Source organism: Enterobacter sp. CPE_E863, assembly GCF_046521465.1.
Taxonomy (GTDB): domain Bacteria; phylum Pseudomonadota; class Gammaproteobacteria; order Enterobacterales; family Enterobacteriaceae; genus Enterobacter; species Enterobacter adelaidei.
In genome coordinates this window covers 154943-179770 of sequence record NZ_JBKFZX010000002.1, presented here as the reverse complement: position 1 = coordinate 179770, position 24828 = coordinate 154943, and the positions used below count along the sequence as shown (strand labels likewise).

General features: G+C 49.4%; 19 protein-coding genes and 8 pseudogenes. 12 read left to right on the top strand and 15 right to left on the bottom strand.

The window, feature by feature from the left end; all coding sequences use genetic code 11:
* Positions 1–33: 33 nt before the first annotated feature.
* From ACLHV8_RS23185 to ACLHV8_RS23160, 6 genes are all read right to left on the bottom strand, one after another.
* Entirely contained in the window at positions 34–309 is a 276-nt protein-coding gene (locus tag ACLHV8_RS23185; RefSeq protein ID WP_000864986.1) for a hypothetical protein, read from the bottom strand.
* Between the two features lie 140 nt (positions 310–449).
* A complete protein-coding gene (locus tag ACLHV8_RS23180; protein WP_407205215.1) occupies positions 450–647 on the bottom strand; it encodes a hypothetical protein in 198 nt (65 codons plus the stop codon).
* Between the two features lie 986 nt (positions 648–1633).
* Positions 1634–1891 (bottom strand): hypothetical protein, encoded by a 258-nt coding sequence (locus ACLHV8_RS23175; protein ID WP_000637193.1) that lies wholly within the window; start codon positions 1889–1891, stop codon positions 1634–1636.
* 73 nt (positions 1892–1964) lie between these two features.
* Positions 1965–2279, bottom strand: a complete 315-nt coding sequence (locus tag ACLHV8_RS23170; RefSeq protein WP_001005009.1) for a hypothetical protein — start codon at positions 2277–2279, stop codon at positions 1965–1967.
* Between the two features lie 47 nt (positions 2280–2326).
* The gene (locus ACLHV8_RS23165) at positions 2327–3223 is read right to left on the bottom strand and encodes a hypothetical protein (RefSeq protein WP_000975181.1); all 897 of its coding nucleotides are present in this window, start codon (positions 3221–3223) and stop codon (positions 2327–2329) included.
* A 2-nt stretch (positions 3224–3225) separates the two neighbouring features.
* Positions 3226–3741, bottom strand: coding sequence for a thermonuclease family protein (locus tag ACLHV8_RS23160; RefSeq protein ID WP_031942328.1), 516 nt, complete (start codon positions 3739–3741; stop codon positions 3226–3228).
* Between the two features lie 214 nt (positions 3742–3955).
* On the opposite strand from ACLHV8_RS23160, the gene ACLHV8_RS23155 reads away from it, so the two are divergent.
* Genes ACLHV8_RS23155 through ACLHV8_RS23145 form a run of 3 tightly spaced genes read left to right on the top strand, consistent with a single transcriptional unit; the run spans position 3956 to position 6953 of the window.
* A complete protein-coding gene (locus tag ACLHV8_RS23155; RefSeq protein WP_000833382.1) occupies positions 3956–5383 on the top strand; it encodes a DNA cytosine methyltransferase in 1428 nt (475 codons plus the stop codon).
* 60 nt (positions 5384–5443) lie between these two features.
* On the top strand, positions 5444–5611 hold the full coding sequence (locus ACLHV8_RS23150; RefSeq protein ID WP_000220758.1) for a hypothetical protein: 168 nt from the start codon (positions 5444–5446) through the stop codon (positions 5609–5611).
* 22 nt (positions 5612–5633) lie between these two features.
* Positions 5634–6953 (top strand): DUF1173 family protein, encoded by a 1320-nt coding sequence (locus ACLHV8_RS23145; protein ID WP_000078514.1) that lies wholly within the window; start codon positions 5634–5636, stop codon positions 6951–6953.
* A 279-nt stretch (positions 6954–7232) separates the two neighbouring features.
* On the opposite strand, the gene ACLHV8_RS23140 is transcribed toward ACLHV8_RS23145, so the two are convergent.
* The 3 genes from ACLHV8_RS23140 to rcnR all read right to left on the bottom strand — a co-directional run bounded on the left by ACLHV8_RS23140 (position 7233) and on the right by rcnR (position 9991).
* Complete coding sequence (locus ACLHV8_RS23140) at positions 7233–8438, bottom strand: hypothetical protein (protein ID WP_001572381.1); 1206 nt, start codon at positions 8436–8438, stop codon at positions 7233–7235.
* Positions 8435–9253: a DUF4942 domain-containing protein gene (locus ACLHV8_RS23135; RefSeq protein ID WP_000193209.1), complete on the bottom strand. Its 819-nt coding sequence runs from the start codon at positions 9251–9253 to the stop codon at positions 8435–8437. The genes ACLHV8_RS23140 and ACLHV8_RS23135 overlap by 4 nt, the downstream gene beginning before the upstream one ends.
* Before the next feature lie 465 nt (positions 9254–9718).
* Entirely contained in the window at positions 9719–9991 is a 273-nt protein-coding gene (rcnR, locus tag ACLHV8_RS23130; RefSeq protein ID WP_000019951.1) for a Ni(II)/Co(II)-binding transcriptional repressor RcnR, read from the bottom strand.
* 122 nt (positions 9992–10113) lie between these two features.
* Here rcnR and ACLHV8_RS23125 point away from each other — a divergent pair, with 122 nt between their 5' ends.
* Positions 10114–11229, top strand: a complete 1116-nt coding sequence (locus tag ACLHV8_RS23125; protein ID WP_001572377.1) for a nickel/cobalt efflux protein RcnA — start codon at positions 10114–10116, stop codon at positions 11227–11229.
* A 257-nt stretch (positions 11230–11486) separates the two neighbouring features.
* On the opposite strand, the gene ACLHV8_RS23120 is transcribed toward ACLHV8_RS23125, so the two are convergent.
* From ACLHV8_RS23120 to catA, 4 genes and pseudogenes are all read right to left on the bottom strand, one after another.
* Complete coding sequence (locus tag ACLHV8_RS23120) at positions 11487–11921, bottom strand: hypothetical protein (RefSeq protein ID WP_000723070.1); 435 nt, start codon at positions 11919–11921, stop codon at positions 11487–11489.
* Between the two features lie 217 nt (positions 11922–12138).
* Positions 12139–13377 carry a sensor histidine kinase gene (locus ACLHV8_RS23115; RefSeq protein WP_077269371.1) on the bottom strand — a complete coding sequence of 413 codons (1239 nt, stop codon included), beginning with the start codon at positions 13375–13377 and terminating at the stop codon, positions 12139–12141.
* Positions 13370–14064: pseudogene (locus tag ACLHV8_RS23110) on the bottom strand (IS1 family transposase). The gene ACLHV8_RS23115 and the pseudogene ACLHV8_RS23110 overlap by 8 nt, the downstream one beginning before the upstream one ends.
* A 33-nt stretch (positions 14065–14097) precedes the next feature.
* Positions 14098–14772: a type A chloramphenicol O-acetyltransferase gene (gene catA, locus ACLHV8_RS23105; RefSeq protein WP_031942326.1), complete on the bottom strand. Its 675-nt coding sequence runs from the start codon at positions 14770–14772 to the stop codon at positions 14098–14100.
* Positions 14773–15051: 279 nt separating this feature from the next.
* Here catA and ACLHV8_RS23100 point away from each other — a divergent pair.
* Positions 15052–15753: pseudogene (locus ACLHV8_RS23100) on the top strand (IS1-like element IS1B family transposase).
* Positions 15754–15848: 95 nt separating this feature from the next.
* Here the strand turns inward: ACLHV8_RS23100 and aadA1 are convergent.
* Positions 15849–16685: pseudogene (gene aadA1, locus ACLHV8_RS23095) on the bottom strand (ANT(3'')-Ia family aminoglycoside nucleotidyltransferase AadA1).
* A 150-nt stretch (positions 16686–16835) separates the two neighbouring features.
* On the opposite strand from aadA1, the pseudogene intI1 reads away from it, so the two are divergent.
* From intI1 to ACLHV8_RS23075, 4 genes and pseudogenes are all read left to right on the top strand, one after another.
* Positions 16836–17853: pseudogene (gene intI1 / locus ACLHV8_RS23090) on the top strand (class 1 integron integrase IntI1).
* A 70-nt stretch (positions 17854–17923) separates the two neighbouring features.
* Positions 17924–18628 (top strand): IS6-like element IS26 family transposase, encoded by a 705-nt coding sequence (locus ACLHV8_RS23085; protein WP_001067855.1) that lies wholly within the window; start codon positions 17924–17926, stop codon positions 18626–18628.
* A 51-nt stretch (positions 18629–18679) separates the two neighbouring features.
* Positions 18680–20446, top strand: a pseudogene (locus ACLHV8_RS23080) (Tn3 family transposase); the annotation flags it as partial.
* 78 nt (positions 20447–20524) lie between these two features.
* Positions 20525–21529, top strand: coding sequence for an IS110-like element IS5075 family transposase (locus tag ACLHV8_RS23075; protein WP_000427619.1), 1005 nt, complete (start codon positions 20525–20527; stop codon positions 21527–21529).
* Between the two features lie 253 nt (positions 21530–21782).
* On the opposite strand, the pseudogene ACLHV8_RS23070 reads toward ACLHV8_RS23075, so the two are convergent.
* Positions 21783–21887 (bottom strand): annotated as a pseudogene (locus tag ACLHV8_RS23070) (Arm DNA-binding domain-containing protein); the annotation flags it as partial.
* A 329-nt stretch (positions 21888–22216) separates the two neighbouring features.
* Here ACLHV8_RS23070 and sul2 point away from each other — a divergent pair.
* From sul2 to ACLHV8_RS23055, 3 genes and pseudogenes are all read left to right on the top strand, one after another.
* A pseudogene (gene sul2, locus ACLHV8_RS23065) lies at positions 22217–23029 on the top strand (sulfonamide-resistant dihydropteroate synthase Sul2).
* 60 nt (positions 23030–23089) lie between these two features.
* Positions 23090–23892, top strand: a pseudogene (gene aph(3'')-Ib / locus ACLHV8_RS23060) (aminoglycoside O-phosphotransferase APH(3'')-Ib).
* The gene (locus tag ACLHV8_RS23055) at positions 23892–24728 is read left to right on the top strand and encodes an aminoglycoside O-phosphotransferase APH(6)-Id (RefSeq protein ID WP_000480968.1); all 837 of its coding nucleotides are present in this window, start codon (positions 23892–23894) and stop codon (positions 24726–24728) included. Before aph(3'')-Ib ends, ACLHV8_RS23055 begins: the two are co-directional and overlap by 1 nt.
* Positions 24729–24828 lie beyond the last annotated feature (100 nt).

Sequence of the window (24828 nt, the reverse complement as noted above, 5' to 3'; positions counted from 1 at the left end):
CTGATAGATTGCCTTTGAAGCCAACGCTGACCGTCATTCATCTTGATCAGGAATTTGGGCATCTTCTAAAAACACCTTTGTACGGTAATCATCTTTCCAGCCTAACCAAACTGAATCTTCACCACCGGAAGAAACAACTTTACGGTTTCCTGTGAGATTATCAGCCTGTTCTAAGCATATTGACTGCATATCAATGAGCAAATCAGCTTCTGCGACTTCCGTGCCGCCGATCGTTTCATAGCCGGAAATCAGAACAATTGCCTCAGGGTCTCTTTCGTTCAGCATGGCGATCAACTCTTTCACTTTCATTTTAAGATACCAGTAGTTTATTTGTGTGCATTGCTGATGGATTTTATAGTGCTGCCGACCTTTTTCAAGGTGCTTCCGTTGCTTCCAACGATCATGCTAACGACCTTGTTGTCTGACCTGGTATTGCCGTGGTCATCCTTTTAGAGAAATGCTCCAAAGATCAACATGGCGGCATAGGTTTTCCAGCTTGACCAATCAATCGTGGAACCAAGCAACAGATAGAATGCCAGGGCTACCAGCCCCGGCTTTACTACTAGCGCGATTATTATGGTGAAGATAGACTCATCGCGTTCGCCTTTAAGTATTTTATACCGCGTAATTAAACTGTCGTTTTTCATGTAGCATCCGTTATAGTTATTAAAGTCCTGCATTAGAAGTTGTTATTTGCCGAAGTTACCTTGTATGAGTTAACTGTGGATCCAAAAATACAAAATATAAGCTGTGCCAATTGAAAGGATTAGAAAAGCACAGTTACTAATAAAATCTACTAATGCTTGTAGCTTCTTTATTCTCACAATTGCTGGACCGTGTTCAGTAGAGGTACTACTCAGCCCTTTTGTTCTGGCACTCTCTGCTTTTCTGAAAAAATTGTAATGCAATCCTGACCGCAAGCAAAACCATGCCAAACCAGTCGTTATTACGATATTTATGTAGAAAGCATATTGAATCATTTGTTCAGTTTCGAAGCTTTCCATTGAAAACCCTTTGTTGAAATGTTGAATAAAATTATTTTTAGTAAATGTAAGCAATAAATAGAACGAATATTAATAGTGAAAGATGCAATGCCAACATCTGCTTATGATGCCTTATGAGGATTTCTTCCTTCGCATTCATTAAATCGTACATCTCATCAATATTTTTATTGCTGGTATATTCGAGACGTTCATCACGAAGTAATTTGAACTTTACCAATACGACAAGTGATTTAATAATAAAGCTCGTAAGCATAACAGTTATAGACAAAAATAAAAAATAGGCCAAATTCATATATCACTCCATGGAGATTAATAGAAAAATTTATAATAAGTAATCTCATAGAGCATTACTTGAATCTTCTTCCCATACTAAGGACTCACCGAGAAACTTAGTTAAAGATGATTTGGCATACTGTGGTTCGGAAAAAAAACGTGGGAACCAGCCGTCAAAGCTTTGGGTACCATTGTGACGATTTTCAGGCGAGACTGATAAGCGGTACCCGTCTTCGTAAGGTGAAATGCTAAATGTGTATCCATCATCTGTCTTTGAGATCAGCGTTTTGCATGTCATATGACTGTTTGCTCACAAAGTTACTTTTCTAAGATATCGAAAAGTGTGGATTAGATCATCATTCAGATAGTCTTTTCATCACAAACTTTCCTGCCCACATTATCACAATTATAAAGGTAATAAAACCGATCTGCTCCCAACGTAAATTGGTTTGCTGTTCGGAATCATCCAAATGAATTGCATAAATGTAACATCCGAAGGTAAGCGTGAGTGGAACAACAAGCATCCCTACCTTTTTAGTAATATTTCCAATAAACCACCAATAAAGAACCCAGGAAATAATAGAAGAATAAAAAATTGCTTCTGAAACTATCATATGTAACCTCTTGAATTAGTCGATGCTGTGGGTAAATAAACCCGGACCGTCAAATGATGCAATTGCAAAATATTTAGTAACCATGAATCCTTCGGTTATCTATTTCAGCCATGTATGCAGTAGGCTTTTTTAAGAGATAGATTGGTGAAACGACATTCGTTTTGACTTTATAAGCCAGAATGAAAACACCTGCGGAGCTTGCCATAAGTACCGCAAGAAGAATAGATACCGTTAACTCCTTTGGTGTTTGTATCACCGAAAGAAGAAACAATGCGCTTATGGCTGCAAAAATCCAGCAATATAATGATGCATCCATAAAACCAGCTACAACACTCGATCCAAAAAAAAACCAAAATAAACTTATTAAGATTACTGAGTTTTCATTCATGTCTGTTCCTTGTTATTACTAATTATATTATGCTTTATAGTTGACCGTCAGACTACCCACGGGTTTTGACGAACAAAGTCACGCACTCCATTTATACATGCTTTTGAGATGACTTCAAAATAAGGATGGTTTGATGGAATCATATTCCCGGTATTATCAAGAAGCATAATAGTCCCTAAAGACCGAACCAGTTGATATTCATTGAGCTTACGCTTTAGCAAAGTTTGCAATCTATAAATTGTCTCACCGGAACTGTTACCTTCGATACCTACAACAGAGACCGTACAGTTCACTTCCTGATTATCAGATTGATAATCGAACCAGTAATTTTCGTTGCAATTTCCTTTTTGCGCATGCTCAATTTTGCCAGGCCATTTTACCCATAAAGAAGAGTTGTTTTTAGATCGTAAGATCTGCTTCAGCGTTTCCAATGGATTTTTTTCATCAACCTCAGACCAGGCCGAAATAAATTCTTTCTGCATTGCCTTAGGGTCTATAACGGCAATGAAATCAAATTCCTCTTTATTGATAGAGTTGGCTCGATCTTTGAGATAAAACAGACCGAGTTTATATCCCTTTTCACTTTTCCAGTTTGCTCCCACAGGCTGATAGTCTGTATTTATAAACGGTTTGAAAGTGTGAGTGTCGGGAGAAAAAATTACTGAGGGTGCCAGCACCCGGCCTCGGTATCGTATTGGATTTACAAATATTTTTTCCCCGTCACATAACATTTCAATAATTGCTTTTGTCACAACTACTGAAATAGAAGGTCTACATGTATTTTGATTTATTTCCCCGAGGTGCGCCAAACTTCCATCCTCACTCTTCAACACCTTTGTAAGGCAAGTCGGGCAATACTGTTGATCTCTATAATAAACAGGCATGGTTAGACGACCGGAATCGTTTAGTACCAACTGAAGTAACGGATGAGGCTCTTTCATCATGGTTATTTCTTCCCTTTCACCTTTCTGGGCTTTTCGTTTGCCTGTCTCCACTGCCATGGTGGGACAGGGTTGGTGTCTGCCCATAACCCTTTTGCCTCCTTTTGTGCTGCGGATTCATATTTGATATAGCCAGGGACAATGGCGTTATCTTCGAACCGATAAACCCACGCATATCCACTGTCCACCATAGAGGCATTGATATCATATCCATCTAACCAGATGGTACCTAACATACGGCCATAGATATCCGTACCATGGTCTATCACGGTAACGATTTTAGTTGCTATAGCTGTGGTTAAGGCCTGTTTTGCTTTTTGGCCAAAAGCCTGTTTAGATTCAGGAGCGTCTATACCATACATCCGTATTTTGATGGTTGTGTTTTGAGCATCCAACGCAGTTATGGTGTCACCGTCAACAATCTTAACCACCTTTGCCTCAAAAGTTGTTGAGTTCCCCCAGGACGCCACTGGGAATACAACAATCATGATGGGCAAAAGTAACTTTGTTAAAAAAAACATCATTTCACCTTGATTTGTTGAGTACAGACATGTATCCACAAGCCTATTTACAGGCAGTATTTTAACAAGTCATTATTTCATGGGCGGGCTTAAAACCAATCTTTTTGCAACTTAAAGGCAGAATAATCACAATAAATTTAGAACCTGAACCAAAAAATAATCCAAATTAAGCGTGTTAATCTATCTCAAAGATATTATTCCTGAGAGAGTTTGGATGAAACGTTACACTCATGATCTTGAGACAGACCTGAATGATGTGGATAAAACACCATCTCTGATCCACAAAACTTTGTTAACAGCTTCGACCATTTATGACCTGAAATATCTGGCTCAGGTATTAAATGATGAAAATGGCAGTAATTGGTCCCGTGCATCCCTTAAACGTCAGGTTACATGCATACCTGAGCATTGTGAGCTGAGTATCGCAGATGGACGCTATCTACAGACTTTAATACCTTCACGACCTGCTGATTATGAGGACAGGCACTTTAGCTTTATCGATCTGTTTGCAGGGATAGGTGGACTGCGAAGCGGATTTGATGCCATCGGTGGTAAATGTCTTTTCACGAGCGAATGGAATACTTATTCCAGCCGTACTTACCGGGCGAACTGGTATTGCGATGAGAACGAGCACCGCTTCAATTCAGACATCCGTGACATCACTCTTAGCAACCGGCCCGAGGTTACTGATGACGAGGCATACAAATTTATCGATGCCTCTATCCCGGATCATGATGTTCTTCTTGCGGGATTTCCATGCCAGCCATTCAGCATCGCCGGTGTCAGTAAAAAGAACTCTATGGGTCGCAAACACGGTTTCGAGTGCGACACTCAGGGTACGCTCTTCTTTGATGTGGCCAGGATCATCCGGGCAAAACAACCTGCAATTTTTGTTCTGGAAAACGTAAAAAATCTGAAGAGTCACGATAAGGGTAATACCTTTAACATCATCATGAAAACGCTCGATGAGCTTGGCTACGACGTCGCAAACAGCGAAAGCACGGGCGCGGATGATCCTAAAGTCATCGATGGCCGTCATTTCCGACCCCAGCACCGTGAACGTATCGTCCTTATTGGTTTTCGCCGCGACCTACGTCTGAAAGACGGTTTTACTCTGAGAGACATTAAAGACTTTTATCCGGACAAGCGCCCTTCTCTCTCAGATTTACTGGATCCGAGCGTAGATAGTAAATACATCCTCTCCCCTAAACTCTGGGAGTACTTATACAACTATGCAAAGAAACATGCGGCAAAAGGCAATGGTTTTGGTTTTGGACTAGTAGATCCTTCCAATGTTAATAGTGTCACCAGAACCCTCTCAAGCCGCTATATGAAAGACGGATCTGAAATTCTTATTGATCGGGGCTGGTCTCATGAACTGGGAGAAACTGATTTCCATAACACATACAACATGGACCGTCGGCCACGCATGCTAACGCCACGTGAATGCAGCAGGCTAATGGGCTTCGATAAACCCGGGGAAAGTGTTTTCCGTATCCCTGTGTCCAATACACAGGCTTACAGACAGTTTGGGAACTCCGTGGTCGTTGATGTCTTTGCGGCCGTCGCCAAACTGCTGAAGTCACGAATTGAATTTGCAGCCTCCCAGCGCTTGCGGCAGTTTTACGACGAAGTCAGCTGACCTGAGCTCCTTCATCAATTTAAATGCTTAAGATTGTTGTAATAATGTCAGAGGTCAACCATGACGTATTTCGAATCAGCTGAAGGTGAGACGGTATCTAAAGAACGAGCATTACAAGAACTGTCCAGGCATTGCGTTCCCGAAACAGATTTCGAAGAATTCTTTAGCGACATGGGCGTAAAGGAACAGTATGACGCTCAGGAAGTGTTGCTCTGGTTGGGATATTAAACTTCCTGTTTAGGAGACTACTATGAGCCAAAAATTCGCAGTGATGATTGCTTACGACGACGATCCAAACGTCAAAAGGTATTCACCTGACTTTCAAACGCAGGATGAGTTTGCTAAAGGGTGGCAGTCGGCTCTTAAAAAGGCACACCACACCTCAGGTCAAAAATCAGTCATCACCTGCGGATGTCGTGGAAAAGGAGAAAAGCGACTTTATGTTCGTGCTTTACCGAACGGTGATGCCTTTATTCTCGTCAAAGCCGCTAACACGGGCATTGAGCATGATCCTTCCTGTGTATTCTTCTCCCTTGATGCCCGGCATACCGGCCTGAAAGGATATGCGAGTGGTGTGGTCCGGATTACAACCGAAGGTGATATGGCTGTAAGGCTCGGTATCGGTATGACAGAGAAAGATCCTCCTGAAAAATCAGAAGTGCCTCCCCTGCCCCATGTTCAGCGACCAGAAGGAGGTCAGGCCTCAATGACCCTCCTGGGCTTGCTTAGTCTTTTGTGGACAGAGTCTGGTCTGAATGTCTGGTACCCGAAAATGGCAGGGAAACGTAACGATTCACTGGTACGGTATCGTCTGCTTGAAACCGCTAAACAAATTCGTACCGGCAGAGCCTGCATAGGTGACCATTTATTCATTGGTGTACCTGACCCGAAACAACCTGTCGCTCAGTCGCAAATTCAGCGTCTTTCATCACAGGCGATGAGTGATAAACGTCTCATGCTCCTGTCAGTTTTACCTCGCTACGATGCTGAAAAGCATGAGAAGCCACTTAAATTTTTACCCCTGCGGAATTTTGGGGGGCTACCGCTGATTTTTTTCAATTCAGAAGTCCATTGGGATAGCGTAAAGAAACGATTTTCATCGGAGTACGCAGCATGGAAATCCGGGGCGAAAATAGTTGTCTTTGCGTTGACGTCACCAGCTGCGGTAACCGGCAGAGGCCCTTCTGTAAGAGCTCATCAAATTGTGCTGATGCACGTTAGCGAGAACTGGATACCTCTGGACTCCTCCTATGAGGCGGTTGTTGCAGAAAAGCTGGATGCAGAGCACCGGCAGTACGTTAAGCCCATGCGTTATGATGCGAGTATTAGTGAGGTGTTCCCTGACTTCTACCTGCTCGACACAAAAAGCGATAAGCCGTTCCCGATGGAAGTATTTGGTATGGCCACTCCTGCTTATCTGGCCCGAAAGCAACTCAAAAAAGATTATTACAACCGTGAATATGGGCCTTATGGATGGTGGCACTGGGATGCGACCACAGCATCTGAAACTATGGTGCTGCCTCATTTTCCAGAATCACGCAAACCTCTTTCAACTGACACACCTGCTTAAAATGGAGAAAAAATGTCCTACATGCTTTCGCTAAGCGAACAGACAAAACTGAACGCTTTCCTGTCAGGGATCCTAGATGATTACAAGACTGGGGTTATCACTCAGATACAAGCTGTTGGTAGAATCGGTAACGTGTTTTCTGCTCTGGAAAGTGGAGACTCAAAAAAGGTAGTGCATTTGTTGACTGAAGGACGAAAACTCCTGCGGACGGGCTGAATGTCCGCAGAAGTTCTTATGTGCCAGGGGATGCAGAGAAGTGTATCAACCTGGCTTCATTTATCATGATGTTTTTCTGCTACGCGGCTGTTTTGACTTTCCAGTACCTCCCCCTGCCATTGCACCAGTTAATGTATCAATGGTGCCTTTCAGGGATTCTGAGATTGTTTTCTCCGCCTCCAGGGTAGCTTCCAGCTTCATTACTTTGGCCTGGAGCGTTTTGAGTTCATTGCTTTGTTCAGCCACTTCCGCTTCATAGCCCTGGCTGACCAAAGTTACTTTATTCAGGTCGGCGCTCAGCGACTCGTTTAGTTTATGGAGTTCAGTAAGTTCGGCATTCACCGCCACCAGGTCACCCTCTTTCCCGGACAGTGCACTTTTCAGCTCAGTACAAAGGTTCTGTGCAGCAATCAATTCCTGTTCAAACCTGTCCCTCTCTGCCTTTGTATCTGACACAGTCTGACTTAACTGGTCGCATTGTCTGGAAAGACCGGCGTTATCAGAACGCTGCGTGTTGATCTCTTCGTTCAGCTTTTTTTGATATTCAAGGTGACCAGCGATCTCTGTTTTACGTTCAGCCAGTTGCTGGGAGAGTGAGTCATTTGACTGCTGTGCGAGGCTCAATTCATGCCGTGTGCTATCTAACTGGTGATGGCAGGTTTCGAGTTCTGCTTCGGCAACATTCAGCCTTGTTTCTAACTCCTTGACGGTACTGTCCCGGATCTCTAATCGACCCTGTAGTGCCTGATTCTCAAGTTTCAGCTCATCCATATCGGTAGCGCTTTGCTCAAGCCGCTGTAACAGCTGCGTTACCTCCTCCTCCAGCTGCATGCTACGTGCTTCAGCTTTTTTAACACTATCATTCTGTATTGCGGTATAGCTTCTACGGTAGTGCCAGGTGATGTACGAGATAATATCGCCGAGTGCAACCTTTACCTCATCGGGTATATCCAGGTAACGGGCCTCTTCAGGAACCTCTTTAACATACTTCTGGTACTCCGCGAACATCTCCTGTGACCTTGCAAACGAGCCGCCAACAGCGTTTCTGAGCCAGTGAACTTTGAAGCTCAGATCGATATTTTCCGGGTTAATTTCTTTCTCTTTGCACAGACGTTCGATTGCATTGAAGTAATCGATCATCGCGATAGATGAGTACCTTGAACGACCCATTTCCTTTGATTTTTCAGTGGATTCGCTGCGGATGTCATTCTGCACCTCTGGCGGGGTAGCATCGTTCAGGCTTTTTTCTTTATCATTTTCAATCATCATTTTTTTCCTGCGGCCGGAAGCTGGTTTGCAAAATATATGCTGATAAGATCGTTCAGAGCATTCAGAAGCGAGATACTGTCGATGCAAATATGAACGTTTCCATTCTCAAACAGGCGACACCGCCAGCCATTCTCATCACTGACCTCGCCTGTGAATTCTGTATTTCTCATGGCCGTCAGCCTGTCGACCATACTCAGCCCACCGCCGGTTGCAGGTGTTGGAGTATCAGAACAGATGCATACAATATTCTCAAAGTCGCGTAAACAAAAGTGATTGTCCTGCGAGAAACCGTTGTACCTCAGCACGTTCACACCAGGAAAAATCCCCCGAAGAACAAGCTTTTTTGGCATTGTATATTGCCTGGCATTGCTTTTGAAACTTCGGTCAAGCTTGTTGAGAACATCAACGAAACCTTCTGCAAGGGTGTCTCGTCTGTTAGCCAGTGCATGCTGTAATGTTCCCTTAACAATCTCCAGGGAAGCGACGGGCGGATCCGTACGAAGGGATTCGTTAAAGGCTTCTTTTTGCTTATGGTTCCAGTACCGGTCCATACCTGTTTCTTCAAAGAGCCTTTTCCACGTTTTACGGTCAATTTCCTTACGCCCCTCCTCGATGGTGCGATCCAGTGACGACGGAAGACCAAATGCGTTGGGCTGCATAATTCTGCTGGTGAAGAGAGAGAGACCGCACAGTTCCGACGCTTCCGAGATTAACCGCATCCCTTCTTCGAATTTCTGCATGGCCATATCCCGGGCGCTGATGAGCTGCCCTGTCCGGCTCGCCGGTACTGGCTCAGAACCCTGGTTTTGAGTCATTTTACACTCCATTTTGGTATGTCAGAACATTTTGATTTGAGCAAAGGTAGGTGTACACAGACATTAAAGTTGTCTCCTTTAACATGAAAAAGACTTTAAAGTTGTCTACTTCTTCAGATAGACCTACTTAACAGGATACTAAGTAGGTCATCTCCTTTCTCGCGTAGCATCTCTCGACGTTCACAGCAGAGGACACGTTTCAAAATGTCATCCAAAATTTTTTTCCATTATCTGACGTTGGGTGATTTTGATGGTCAGCGAGTAGAGGCTTTAACAATGTGGGTTGCCCTGAGCAAAGTAAGGGAAGTAGATGTACCAGAAATGTACGCGTTGCCTTGCATGAAGGGGGGCATCTTAAAGCTCATTGATTAAACAAACTCACTATGCCGCTACAAACAGCCCAAAACCGTCACTTGATAACGTGTTATTTAGATAAATTAATGCTCAGGGCTTTTAGCCAAACTGTCACTTGATGTAAGAATCCAGAACCTTCAGCACAACGTCCAGGTCTTCTTCTCGTTTCTGTTCTTCACTTTCATGAACAATATGTTCAGTCAAATGTCCTTTAATCACTTCACGCAATAAACCATTCACGGCACCACGTATGGCGGCTATTTGTTGCAGTACAGCGGCACATTCGTGAGGTTCATCAAGCATTTTTTTCAGCGCAGCAACCTGCCCCTGGATCTTGCTTGTACGTGCTTTCAGTTTTTGTTTATCGCGGATGGTATGTGACATGTGGGCTCTCACTCTCCTGGATATTTTATGTAACTATACCAGCGTTATTCTACTGGGGGGTAGTATATTTTACTGGGGGGGAGTAGAATCCGGCCTACACTTAATAACCAAGAATGATTCTCATGAACGAATTTACGACACTTCTTCAGCAAGGCAACGCATGGTTTTTCATCCCCAGCGCCATTCTGCTTGGCGCGCTTCATGGACTGGAGCCCGGGCACTCCAAAACAATGATGGCAGCATTCATCATTGCTATAAAAGGCACCGTACGTCAGGCCGTGATGCTGGGTGTCGCGGCAACATTGTCGCACACTGCAGTCGTATGGCTGATTGCTTTTGGAGGGATGTATATCAGTAATAAATTTACCGCAGAATCAGCCGAACCCTGGCTACAGATGGTCTCTTCAGTGATCATCCTTGGTACGGCTTTTTGGATGTTCTGGCGAACCTGGAGCGGTGAGAAAAACTGGCTGGAGGGAATGCAGGAGAATGAACATCATCACCATGACGAAACAAGGTTGATCGATACTGGCCATGGAAAAGTTGAACTGTCCATTTTTGAAGAAGGACAACTTCCCCACTGGCGGCTACGCACTCTTAGTGGCCAAAGATGGGCTTCTGAAGATATCTCATTAACCACACTTCGGGAAAACAGTACGATCTCTCAGACTTTTGAATTTGTTGATCATGGTGATTATCTGGAGTCAACATCTCCCATCCCTGAGCCTCACAGTTTCAACGTACGTCTGTCTCTGGGACATCGTGGTCATGTCCATGACTATGATGTGGCGTTCGCTGAACACGACCATGACCATGACCACTCTGAGCTTGATGGGCTGGATGTGAATTCGAAAGAGTATCAGGACGCTCACGAACTGGCTCATGCCAATGACATAAAACGCCGCTTCGACGGGAAAGAAGTAACCAACGGGCAAATCCTGATATTTGGACTGACAGGAGGGCTTATCCCTTGCCCGGCAGCTATAACTGTATTGTTGATCTGCCTTCAGCTTAAAGCGCTTACGCTGGGTGCCACACTGGTTGTTTGTTTCAGTATCGGCCTGGCATTGACCCTCGTAACGGTTGGAGTGGGTGCGGCGATCAGCGTTCGTCAGGTCGCCAAACGCTGGAGTGGCTTCAATACCATCGCCAGAAGAGCCCCCTATATTTCAAGCGCCCTGATTGCTGCTGTTGGGATTTACATGGGTATACATGGCTGGAATGGGCTGGTGCATTAACACCGGTACTGATGACACACACTCTGGGTACTTACAAAGTACATCCTAAGCGCCACCGTTGAGGTTATGAGCAGAAAAACCCGGAATATAAAGCTGCTCTTTCCGGGACTTGTTGCTGAGGCAGGGATTAAGTAACTGATTAAATCCATTCCCATAAGACTCAATGATAAATGAAAGAATAAAAAAAACGCTCCCGGACGGGAGCGTAAGCCAGTGACTTCGGCGTCAAATGAGGGTCTAACAAGTGGAGCTGCGGGTTAATTCTGGGTGATCTGGCTGCGATGCTTTTCAGCCTGCTGCTGATGAATAACGGAAGACTGACCATTATTCGCCTTCTCGTGCACAACAGCGGCTTTTTCATGCTCGTTCATTTCTGAAAATGACGTTGCTGATTCGTTGGTGGCCCCTGGTTTGCCTTTCATCATTTTTTTATGCATCTCCGCCATGTCCTGGTGGGCAGAAGCGTTGCCGTTTTGCATCATTTCATGGGACATTGCAGCCTGATCGTGTCCGCTCATATCCATCATTGTCATACTGTCTCCCTGAACAGCGCTTTTTTCAGAGGTTGACTGCATCTGATGGGCGGGTGCCTGGGCATTATTTACCTGGTCATGCATGTTCATTGTCTCTGCAGCCATGGCGGATGAAGCGACAGCCATAATGGCAACAAATGATACAAGGATCTTTTTCATGGTTGGGTCTCCGGTGTTTTCATACCCAAACAATCAACGGCTTATAACAGAGAAAGCATTTGATCTCAGGGCGGGTTATTCATCACTCCAGGAACCAGGCGATTGCGTTATCACTCTGCTCCTGATTTATGTATGATTATAAAAAACCGCCTCTGTTTATCGCGTGACTGAATGATGACAATTTTGTCACCTTCCAGGTTTCTCCTGAAGAACGGGATTAATCCATTAACAGGCGCACACTGAACACAATTTCCCGCCCCTGCTGTTCTGCTGACAGCTCGCCGCCATGAGCATGAATGATCGACCTTGTAATTGATAATCCCAGCCCCGCGCCTTCCGTGTTGTGGACCCTTGATGAATCAGCTCGATAGAACCGATCAAACAAACGTTCCAGATTAGCGGGAACCTGGCCGGACATCGTATTCGTAATCATCACGTTCACACAGTCACTGTCACGCTCAAGGTGTATCGCTGTACAGGTGTTATCGGGAGAATACTTGATTGCATTGGAAAGCAGGTTACTGAAAGCACGTCGCAGCATATCGCTGTCTCCGGCAACAACGCCCTCTCCTTCAACGGTGATTGTCTTTCCTGTTTCGTCTGCCAGAGGCTCGAACAGCTCACGTAATTCATTCAGTTCGGCGGCCAGATCCACATCATGTTTATCCAGCTGCAGCAGACCATGCTCTGAACGTGCCAGAAAAAGCATATCACTGGTCATTCGTGACAACCTTTTCAGTTCTTCCAGGTAAGCGAATAAGATTTCGCGGTAATGCGAAACATCCCTTTCCTTAGCCAGTGCAAACTGCGTCTGCATCATCAGATTACTGACCGCTGTGCGCAGCTCATGCGCGATGTCAGACGAGAAATCTGACAGTTTCCGGAATGACCCCTCCAGGCGATCGAACATGTTATTGAACTCCTGCATGGTCTCAGAAATTTCCGGCGGAGCCAAATCGGGATTAAGACGCTGATCCAGGCTGTGTACGGTCATGGAGGAAGCCAGACTGGTCATTTCCCGTAGCGGTTTCAGACCAATACGTGTGGTCAGCCAGCCCAGAAAAACAGAAATAAAGACCAGACCGATATTGAACCAGAACAGCCAGGTACTGAGCTTATCCATAAACAGGGTGTGATACCCAGTATCCGTGGCAACCGTAATGATGACATGTTTGCTTTTACCCTGTTCCGGCGTCACGGCAACCCGCCGCGAGATACTGCGGTACACGGTGTTATTTTCTTCCGTCTGGATCATATAGTCGAGAATATCACCCGACTTATTAAGCAGGACCGCTGGAACAACAGAATTTTTGGCATAGAGTTCAACAATTTTTTCATTTTCCATGTTTTTTATAGAAATGAATAAACCATTGTGCCCTACCATCGCATCGTTTATTTTTTCTGATAATGACTTAATATCCGTTTTGTTCCGGGGTAATGACTCCAACTTATTGATAGTGTTTTATGTTCAGATAATGCCCGATGACTTTGTCATGCAGCTCCACCGATTTTGAGAACGACAGCGACTTCCGTCCCAGCCGTGCCAGGTGCTGCCTCAGATTCAGGTTATGCCGCTCAATTCGCTGCGTATATCGCTTGCTGATTACGTGCAGCTTTCCCTTCAGGCGGGATTCACAGCGGCGGCCAGCCCGTCATCCATATCACCACGTCAAAGGGTGACAGCAGGCTCATAAGACGCCCCAGCGTCGCCATCGTGCGTTCACCGAATACGTGCGCAACAACCGTCTTCCGGAGCCTGTCATACGCGTAAAACAGCCAGCGCTGGCGCGATTTAGCCCCGACGTATCCCCACTGTTCGTCCATTTCCGCGCAGACGATGACGTCACTGCCCGGCTGTATGCGCGAGGTTACCGACTGCGGCCTGAGTTTTTAAATGGCGGAAAATCGTGTTGAGGCCAACGCCCATAATGCGGGCGGTTGCCCGGCATCCAACGCCATTCATGGCCATATCAATGATTTTCTGGTGCGTACCGGGTTGAGAAGCGGTGTAAGTGAACTGCAGTTGCCATGTTTTACGGCAGTGAGAGCAGAGATAGCGCTGATGTCCGGCAGTGCTTTTGCCGTTACGCACCACCCCGTCAGTAGCTGAACAGGAGGGACAGCTGATAGAAACAGAAGCCACTGGAGCACCTCAAAAACACCATCATACACTAAATCAGTAAGTTGGCAGCATCACCCCGCCCTGCCACTCATCGCAGTACTGTTGTAATTCATTAAGCATTCTGCCGACATGGAAGCCATCACAAACGGCATGATGAACCTGAATCGCCAGCGGCATCAGCACCTTGTCGCCTTGCGTATAATATTTGCCCATGGTGAAAACGGGGGCGAAGAAGTTGTCCATATTGGCCACGTTTAAATCAAAACTGGTGAAACTCACCCAGGGATTGGCTGAGACGAAAAACATATTCTCAATAAACCCTTTAGGGAAATAGGCCAGGTTTTCACCGTAACACGCCACATCTTGCGAATATATGTGTAGAAACTGCCGGAAATCGTCGTGGTATTCACTCCAGAGCGATGAAAACGTTTCAGTTTGCTCATGGAAAACGGTGTAACAAGGGTGAACACTATCCCATATCACCAGCTCACCGTCTTTCATTGCCATACGGAATTCCGGATGAGCATTCATCAGGCGGGCAAGAATGTGAATAAAGGCCGGATAAAACTTGTGCTTATTTTTCTTTACGGTCTTTAAAAAGGCCGTAATATCCAGCTGAACGGTCTGGTTATAGGTACATTGAGCAACTGACTGAAATGCCTCAAAATGTTCTTTACGATGCCATTGGGATATATCAACGGTGGTATATCCAGTGATTTTTTTCTCCATTTTAGCTTCCTTAGCTCCTGAAAATCTCGATAACTCAAAAAATACGCCCGGTAGTGATCTTATTTCATTATGGTGAAAGTTGGAACCTCTTACGTGCCGATCAACGTCTCATTTTCGCCAAAAGTTGGCCCCAGGGCTTCCCGGTATCAACAGGGACACCAGGATTTATTTATTCTGCGAAGTGATCTTCCGTCACAGGTATTTATTCGGCGCAAAGTGCGTCGGGTGATGCTGCCAACTTACTGATTTAGTGTATGATGGTGTTTTTGAGGTGCTCCAGTGGCTTCTGTTTCTATCAGCTGTCCCTCCTGTTCAGCTACTGACGGGGTGGTGCGTAACGGCAAAAGCACCGCCGGACATCAGCGCTATCTCTGCTCTCACTGCCGTAAAACATGGCAACTGCAGTTCACTTACACCGCTTCTCAACCCGGTACGCACCAGAAAATCATTGATATGGCCATGAATGGCGTTGGATGCCGGGCAACCGCCCGCATTATGGGCGTTGGCCTCAACACGATTTTCCGCCATTTAAAAACTCAGGCCGCAGTCGGTAACCTCGCGCATACAGCCGGGCAGTGACGTCATCGTCTGCGCGGAAATGGACGAACAGTGGGGATACGTCGGGGCTAAATCGCGCCAGCGCTGGCTGTTTTACGTTACGCGTATGACAGGCTCCGGAAGACGGTTGTTGCGCACGTATTCGGTGAACGCACGATGGCGACGCTGGGGCGTCTTATGAGCCTGCTGTCACCCTTTGACGTGGTGATATGGATGACGGATGGCTGGCCGCTGTATGAATCCCGCCTGAAGGGAAAGCTGCACGTAATCAGCAAGCGATATACGCAGCGAATTGAGCGGCATAACCTGAATCTGAGGCAGCACCTGGCACGGCTGGGACGGAAGTCGCTGTCGTTCTCAAAATCGGTGGAGCTGCATGACAAAGTCATCGGGCATTATCTGAACATAAAACACTATCAATAAGTTGGAGTCATTACCCGCTTAAAAATAATAAAAGCAGACTTGACCTGATAGTTTGGCTGTGAGCAATTATGTGCTTAGTGCATCTAACGCTTGAGTTAAGCCGCGCCGCGAAGCGGCGTCGGCTTGAACGAATTGTTAGACATTATTTGCCGACTACCTTGGTGATCTCGCCTTTCACGTAGTGAACAAATTCTTCCAACTGATCTGCGCGCGAGGCCAAGCGATCTTCTTCTTGTCCAAGATAAGCCTGTCTAGCTTCAAGTATGACGGGCTGATACTGGGCCGGCAGGCGCTCCATTGCCCAGTCGGCAGCGACATCCTTCGGCGCGATTTTGCCGGTTACTGCGCTGTACCAAATGCGGGACAACGTAAGCACTACATTTCGCTCATCGCCAGCCCAGTCGGGCGGCGAGTTCCATAGCGTTAAGGTTTCATTTAGCGCCTCAAATAGATCCTGTTCAGGAACCGGATCAAAGAGTTCCTCCGCCGCTGGACCTACCAAGGCAACGCTATGTTCTCTTGCTTTTGTCAGCAAGATAGCCAGATCAATGTCGATCGTGGCTGGCTCGAAGATACCTGCAAGAATGTCATTGCGCTGCCATTCTCCAAATTGCAGTTCGCGCTTAGCTGGATAACGCCACGGAATGATGTCGTCGTGCACAACAATGGTGACTTCTACAGCGCGGAGAATCTCGCTCTCTCAGGGAAGCCGAAGTTTCCAAAAGGTCGTTGATCAAAGCTCGCCGCGTTGTTTCATCAAGCCTTACGGTCACCGTAACCAGCAAATCAATATCACTGTGTGGCTTCAGGCCGCCATCCACTGCGGAGCCGTACAAATGTACGGCCAGCAACGTCGGTTCGAGATGGCGCTCGATGACGCCAACTACCTCTGATAGTTGAGTCGATACTTCGGCGATCATCGCTTCCCTCATGATGTTTAACTTTGTTTTAGGGCGACTGCCCTGCCCTGCTGCGTAACATCGTTGCTGCTCCATAACATCAAACATCGACCCACGGCGTAACGCGCTTGCTGCTTGGATGCCCGAGGCATAGACTGTACAAAAAAACAGTCATAACAAGCCATGAAAACCGCCACTGCGCCGTTACCACCGCTGCGTTCGGTCAAGGTTCTGGACCAGTTGCGTGAGCGCATACGCTACTTGCATTACAGCTTACCAACCGAACAGGCTTATGTCCACTGGGTTCGTGCCTTCATCCGTTTCCACGGTGTGCGTCACCCGGCAACCTTGGGCAGCAGCGAAGTCGAGGCATTTCTGTCCTGGCTGGCGAACGAGCGCAAGGTTTCGGTCTCCACGCATCGTCAGGCATTGGCGGCCTTGCTGTTCTTCTACGGCAAGGTGCTGTGCACGGATCTGCCCTGGCTTCAGGAGATCGGAAGACCTCGGCCGTCGCGGCGCTTGCCGGTGGTGCTGACCCCGGATGAAGTGGTTCGCATCCTCGGTTTTCTGGAAGGCGAGCATCGTTTGTTCGCCCAGCTTCTGTATGGAACGGGCATGCGGATCAGTGAGGGTTTGCAACTGCGGGTCAAGGATCTGGATTTCGATCACGGCACGATCATCGTGCGGGAGGGCAAGGGCTCCAAGGATCGGGCCTTGATGTTACCCGAGAGCTTGGCACCCAGCCTGCGCGAGCAGCAGCTGTCGCGTGCACGGGCATGGTGGCTGAAGGACCAGGCCGAGGGCCGCAGCGGCGTTGCGCTTCCCGACGCCCTTGAGCGGAAGTATCCGCGCGCCGGGCATTCCTGGCCGTGGTTCTGGGGTTTTTGCGCAGCACACGCATTCGACCGATCCACGGAGCGGTGTCGTGCGTCGCCATCACATGTATGACCAGACCTTTCAGCGCGCCTTCAAACGTGCCGTAGAACAAGCAGGCATCACGAAGCCCGCCACACCGCACACCCTCCGCCACTCGTTCGCGACGGCCTTGCTCCGCAGCGGTTACGACATTCGAACCGTGCAGGATCTGCTCGGCCATTCCGACGTCTCTACGACGATGATTTACACGCATGTGCTGAAAGTTGGCGGTGCCGGAGTGCGCTCACCGCTTGATGCGCTGCCGCCCCTCACTAGTGAGAGGTAGGGCAGCGGGCACTGTTGCAAATAGTCGGTGGTGATAAACTTATCATCCCCTTTTGCTGATGGAGCTGCACATGAACCCATTCAAAGGCCGGCATTTTCAGCGTGACATCATTCTGTGGGCCGTACGCTGGTACTGCAAATACGGCATCAGTTACCGTGAGCTGCAGGAGATGCTGGCTGAACGCGGAGTGAATGTCGATCACTCCACGATTTACCGCTGGGTTCAGCGTTATGCGCCTGAAATGGAAAAACGGCTGCGCTGGTACTGGCGTAACCCTTCCGATCTTTGCCCGTGGCACATGGATGAAACCTACGTGAAGGTCAATGGCCGCTGGGCGTATCTGTACCGGGCCGTCGACAGCCGGGGCCGCACTGTCGATTTTTATCTCTCCTCCCGTCGTAACAGCAAAGCTGCATACCGGTTTCTGGGTAAAATCCTCAACAACGTGAAGAAGTGGCAGATCCCGCGATTCATCAACACGGATAAAGCGCCCGCCTATGGTCGCGCGCTTGCTCTGCTCAAACGCGAAGGCCGGTGCCCGTCTGACGTTGAACACCGACAGATTAAGTACCGGAACAACGTGATTGAATGCGATCATGGCAAACTGAAACGGATAATCGGCGCCACGCTGGGATTTAAATCCATGAAGACGGCTTACGCCACCATCAAAGGTATTGAGGTGATGCGTGCACTACGCAAAGGCCAGGCCTCAGCATTTTATTATGGTGATCCCCTGGGCGAAATGCGCCTGGTAAGCAGAGTTTTTGAAATGTAAGGCCTTTGAATAAGACAAAAGGCTGCCTCATCGCTAACTTTGCAACAGTGCCAGCTGCGGGCCGCTCCCGCCGCGAAGGACGTGCTCGACGCCATCGAGGTGCTGCGCGGCATGAACAGCGACAACGCCCGCAAGGTGCCCGCCGACGCGCCGACCGAGTTCATCAAGCCGCGCTGGCAGAAGCTGGTCATGACCGACACCGGCATCGACCGGCGCTACTACGAACTGTGCGCGCTGTCGGAGATGAAGAACGCGTTGCGTTCCGGCGACATCTGGGTGCAGGGGTCGCGCCAGTTCAAGGACTTCGAGGACTACCTGGTGCCGCCCGCGAAATTCGCCAGCCTCAAGCAGGCCAGCGAATTGCCGCTGGCCGTGGCCACCGACTGCAACCGGTACCTGAACGACCGGCTGACGCTGCTGGAAACACAGCTTGCCACCGTCAACCGTATGGCGACGGCCAACGAGCTGCCGGACGCCATCATCACCGAGTCAGGCTTGAAGATCACGCCGCTCGACGCGGCGGTACCCGACACCGCCCAAGCGCTGATCGACCAGACGGCAATGATCCTGCCGCACGTCAAGATCACCGAACTGCTGCTGGAGGTGGACGAATGGACGGGCTTCACTCGGCATTTCGCGCATCTGAAATCGGGCGACCCGGCCAAAGACAAGAACCTGTTGCTGACCACGATCCTCGCCGACGCGATCAACCTGGGCCTGACCAAGATGGCGGAGTCTTGCCCCGGCACGACCTACGCCAAGCTGGCTTGGCTGCAAGCCTGGCACATCCGCGACGAAACCTACGGGGCGGCGCTGGCCGATCTGGTCAACGCACAGTTCCGCCATCCCTTCGCCGAGCACTGGGGCGACGGCACCACCTCATCGTCGGACGGCCAGAACTTCCGCACCGGCAGCAAGGCCGAGAGCACCGGCCACATCAACCCGAAATACGGGAGCAGCCCAGGGCGGACGTTCTACACCCACATTTCTGACCAGTACGCGCCATTTCACACCAAGGTCGTGAACGTCGGCGTGCGCGATTCGACCTACGTGCTCGACGGCCTGCTGTACCACGAGTCCGACTTGCGGATCGAGGAGCATTACACCGACACGGCGGGCTTCACCGATCACGTCTTCGCCCTGATGCACCTCCTGGGCTTCCGCTTCGCGCCGCGCATCCGCGACCTGGGCGACACCAAGCTCTACATCCCGAAGGGCGACGCCGCCTATGACGCGCTGAAACCCATGATCGGCGGCACGCTCAACATCAAGCACGTCCGCGCCCATTGGGACGAAATCCTGCGGCTGGCCACCTCGATCAAGCAGGGCACGGTGACGGCCTCCCTGATGCTCCGAAAGCTCGGCAGCTACCCACGCCAGAACGGCCTGGCCGTGGCGCTCCGCGAGCTGGGCCGCATCGAGCGCACGCTGTTCATCCTGGACTGGCTGCAAAGCGTGGAACTGCGCCGCCGCGTGCATGCCGGCCTGAACAAGGGCGAGGCGCGCAATGCGCTGGCCAGGGCAGTGTTTTTCAACCGCCTGGGTGAAATCCGCGACCGCAGTTTCGAGCAGCAGCGCTACCGGGCTAGCGGCCTCAATCTGGTAACGGCTGCCGTCGTGTTGTGGAACACGGTCTATCTGGAACGGGCTGCGCACGCGCTGCGTGGCAACGGCCATGCCGTTGATGACGCGCTGTTGCAGTACCTGTCGCCGCTCGGTTGGGAGCACATCAACCTCACCGGCGATTACCTCTGGCGCAGCAGCGCCAAGATCGGCGCGGGCAAGTTCAGGCCGCTACGACCGCTGCAACCGGCTTAGCGTGCTTTATTTAATGAGATGGTCACTCCCTCCTTCCCAGTACTATGCTGAGGACAGGCTTTCATTCGGAGAACCATCATGGAAAACATTGCGCTTATTGGTATCGATCTGGGTAAGAACTCTTTCCATATTCATTGTCAGGATCATCGTGGGAAGGCCGTTTACCGTAAAAAATTCACCCGACCAAAGCTAATCGAATTTCTGGCGACATGCCCGGCAACAACCATCGCGATGGAAGCCTGTGGCGGTTCTCACTTTATGGCACGCAAGCTGGAAGAGTTAGGGCATTTTCCAAAGCTGATATCACCGCAATTTGTCCGCCCATTCGTTAAAAGCAACAAAAATGACTTCGTTGATGCTGAAGCTATCTGTGAAGCAGCATCACGTCCATCTATGCGTTTCGTGCAGCCCAGAACCGAATCTCAGCAGGCAATGCGAGCTCTGCATCGTGTCCGTGAATCCCTGGTTCAGGATAAGGTGAAAACAACTAATCAGATGCATGCTTTTCTGCTGGAATTTGGTATCAGCGTTCCGCGAGGTGCTGCCGTTATTAGTCGACTGAGTACCCTTCTTGAGGACAGTAGTTTGCCTCTTTATCTCAGCCAGTTACTGCTGAAATTACAACAGCATTATCACTATCTTGTTGAGCAGATTAAAGATCTGGAATCTCAGTTGAAACGAAAGTTGGACGAAGATGAGGTTGGACAGCGCTTGCTGAGTATTCCCTGCGTTGGAACGCTGACTGCCAGTACTATTTCAACTGAGATTGGCGACGGGAAGCAGTACGCCAGCAGCCGTGACTTTGCGGCGGCAACAGGGCTGGTACCCCGACAGTACAGCACGGGAGGTCGGACGACATTGTTAGGGATTAGCAAGCGGGGCAACAAAAAGATCCGAACTTTGTTGGTTCAGTGTGCCAGGGTATTCATACAAAAACTGGAACACCAGTCTGGCAAGTTGGCCGACTGGGTCAGGGAGTTGTTGTGTCGGAAAAGCAACTTTGTCGTCACCTGTGCTCTGGCAAACAAGCTGGCCAGAATAGCCTGGGCACTGACGGCGCGACAGCAAACTTACGAAGCATAAAGGCAGAAATACACCAGTTTAAACAATCATTCATCTGGTTTTGCGAATACTGATATTGATGATACTAACGGCCCACCGGCCTGTTGAGGAACCTGTAAAACGGAAAGGCTCATTGAAGCCGTATATTTTCTGGAGGTTCATCAGGCGCGGAACTCATCGAGGCGCGGGAATAAAATCCCATTCAGACGCCGGATAGATTCAAGCAAGCCAACTTGTCGTCAAAATCGGTGTTGCAAAAACGGGAGTGACCATAGATTCCGTTTTCTGAGGCGACCCCCACATAGAGACCTTCCCGGTCATTCACTTTGTAGAGTTTGTCCCTGGGCTTGAGATTGCGCAGCTTGGTATCGGTCAGCATGTACCTTGTCCTTCTTCGTCTCCGATACCCACTCTATTGTAAACAAGACATTTTTATCTTTTATATTCAATGGCTTATTTTCCTGCTAATTGGTAATACCATGAAAAATACCATGCTCAGAAAAGGCTTAACAATATTTTGAAAAATTGCCTACTGAGCGCTGCCGCACAGCTCCATAGGCCGCTTTCCTGGCTTTGCTTCCAGATGTATGCTATTCTGCTCCTGCAGCTAATGGAGCACCGCAAACAGGTTACTCGCCTGGGGATTCCCTTTCGACCCGAGCATCCGTATGAGACTCATGCTCGATTATTATTATTATAGAAGCCCCCATGAATAAATCGCTCATCATTTTCGGCATCGTCAACATAACCTCGGACAGTTTCTCCGATGGAGGCCGGTATCTGGCGCCAGACGCAGCCATTGCGCAGGCGCGTAAGCTGATGGCCGAGGGGGCAGATGTGATCGACCTCGGTCCGGCATCCAGCAATCCCGACGCCGCGCCTGTTTCGTCCGACACAGAAATCGCGCGTATCGCGCCGGTGCTGGACGCGCTCAAGGCAGATGGCATTCCCGTCTCGCTCGACAGTTATCAACCCGCGACGCAAGCCTATGCCTTGTCGCGTGGTGTGGCCTATCTCAATGATATTCGCGGTTTTCCAGACGCTGCGTTCTATCCGCAATTGGCGAAATCATCTGCCAAACTCGTCGTTATGCATTCGGTGCAAGACGGGCAGGCAGATCGGCGCGAGGCACCCGCTGGCGACATCATGGATCACATTGCGGCGTTCTTTGACGCGCGCATCGCGGCGCTGACGGGTGCCGGTATCAAACGCAACCGCCTTGTCCTTGATCCCGGCATGGGGTTTTTCTGGGGCTGCTCCCGAAACCTCGCTCTCGGTGCTGGCGCGGTTCGATGAATTGCGGCTGCGCTTCGATTTGCCGGTGCTTCTGTCTGTTTCGCGCAAATCCTTTCTGCGCGCGCTCACAGGCCGTGGTCCGGGGATGTCGGGGCCGCGACACTCGCTGCAGAGCTTGCCGCCGCCGCAGGTGGAGCTGACTTCATCCGCACACACGAGCCGCGCCCCTTGCGCGACGGGCTGGCGGTATTGGCGGCGCTGAAAGAAACCGCAAGAATTCGTTAACTGCACATTCGGGATATTTCTCTATATTCGCGCTTCATCAGAAAACTGAAGGAACCTCCATTGAATCGAACTAATATTTTTTTGGTGAATCGCATTCTGACTGGTTGCCTGTCAGAGGCGGAGAATCTGGTGATTTTGTTTTTCGACGTGGTGACGGGCATGCCTTCGCGAAAATCGCACCTGCTTCCCGCCGCGGTGAGCTCGCTGGAGAGCGTGACCGCCTCATTTGGCTCAAAGGTCGAGGTGTGGCTTGCCCCGAGGTCATCAACTGGCAGGAGGAACAGGAGGGTGCATGCTTGGTGATAACGGCAATTCCGGGAGTACCGGCGGCTGATCTGTCTGGAGCGGATTTGCTCAAAGCGTGGCCGTCAATGGGGCAGCAACTTGGCGCTGTTCACAGCCTATCGGTTGATCAATGTCCGTTTGAGCGCAGGCTGTCGCGAATGTTCGGACGCGCCGTTGATGTGGTGTCCCGCAATGCCGTCAATCCCGACTTCTTACCGGACGAGGACAAGAGTACGCCGCAGCTCGATCTTTTGGCTCGTGTCGAACGAGAGCTACCGGTGCGGCTCGACCAAGAGCGCACCGATATGGTTGTTTGCCATGGTGATCCCTGCATGCCGAACTTCATGGTGGACCCTAAAACTCTTCAATGCACGGGTCTGATCGACCTTGGGCGGCTCGGAACAGCAGATCGCTATGCCGATTTGGCACTCATGATTGCTAACGCCGAAGAGAACTGGGCAGCGCCAGATGAAGCAGAGCGCGCCTTCGCTGTCCTATTCAATGTATTGGGGATCGAAGCCCCCGACCGCGAACGCCTTGCCTTCTATCTGCGATTGGACCCTCTGACTTGGGGTTGATGTTCATGCCGCCTGTTTTTCCTGCTCATTGGCACGTTTCGCAACCTGTTCTCATTGCGGACACCTTTTCCAGCCTCGTTTGGAAAGTTTCATTGCCAGACGGGACTCCTGCAATCGTCAAGGGATTGAAACCTATAGAAGACATTGCTGATGAACTGCGCGGGGCCGACTATCTGGTATGGCGCAATGGGAGGGGAGCAGTCCGGTTGCTCGGTCGTGAGAACAATCTGATGTTGCTCGAATATGCCGGGGAGCGAATGCTCTCTCACATCGTTGCCGAGCACGGCGACTACCAGGCGACCGAAATTGCAGCGGAACTAATGGCGAAGCTGTATGCCGCATCTGAGGAACCCCTGCCTTCTGCCCTTCTCCCGATCCGGGATCGCTTTGCAGCTTTGTTTCAGCGGGCGCGCGATGATCAAAACGCAGGTTGTCAAACTGACTACGTCCACGCGGCGATTATAGCCGATCAAATGATGAGCAATGCCTCGGAACTGCGTGGGCTACATGGCGATCTGCATCATGAAAACATCATGTTCTCCAGTCGCGGCTGGCTGGTGATAGATCCCGTCGGTCTGGTCGGTGAAGTGGGCTTTGGCGCCGCCAATATGTTCTACGATCCGGCTGACAGAGACGACCTTTGTCTCGATCCTAGACGCATTGCACAGATGGCGGACGCATTCTCTCGTGCGCTGGACGTCGATCCGCGTCGCCTGCTCGACCAGGCGTACGCTTATGGGTGCCTTTCCGCAGCTTGGAACGCGGATGGAGAAGAGGAGCAACGCGATCTAGCTATCGCGGCCGCGATCAAGCAGGTGCGACAGACGTCATACTAGATATCAAGCGACTTCTCCTATCCCCTGGGAACACATCAATCTCACCGGAGAATATCGCTGGCCAAAGCCTTAGCGTAGGATTCCGCCCCTTCCCGCAAAC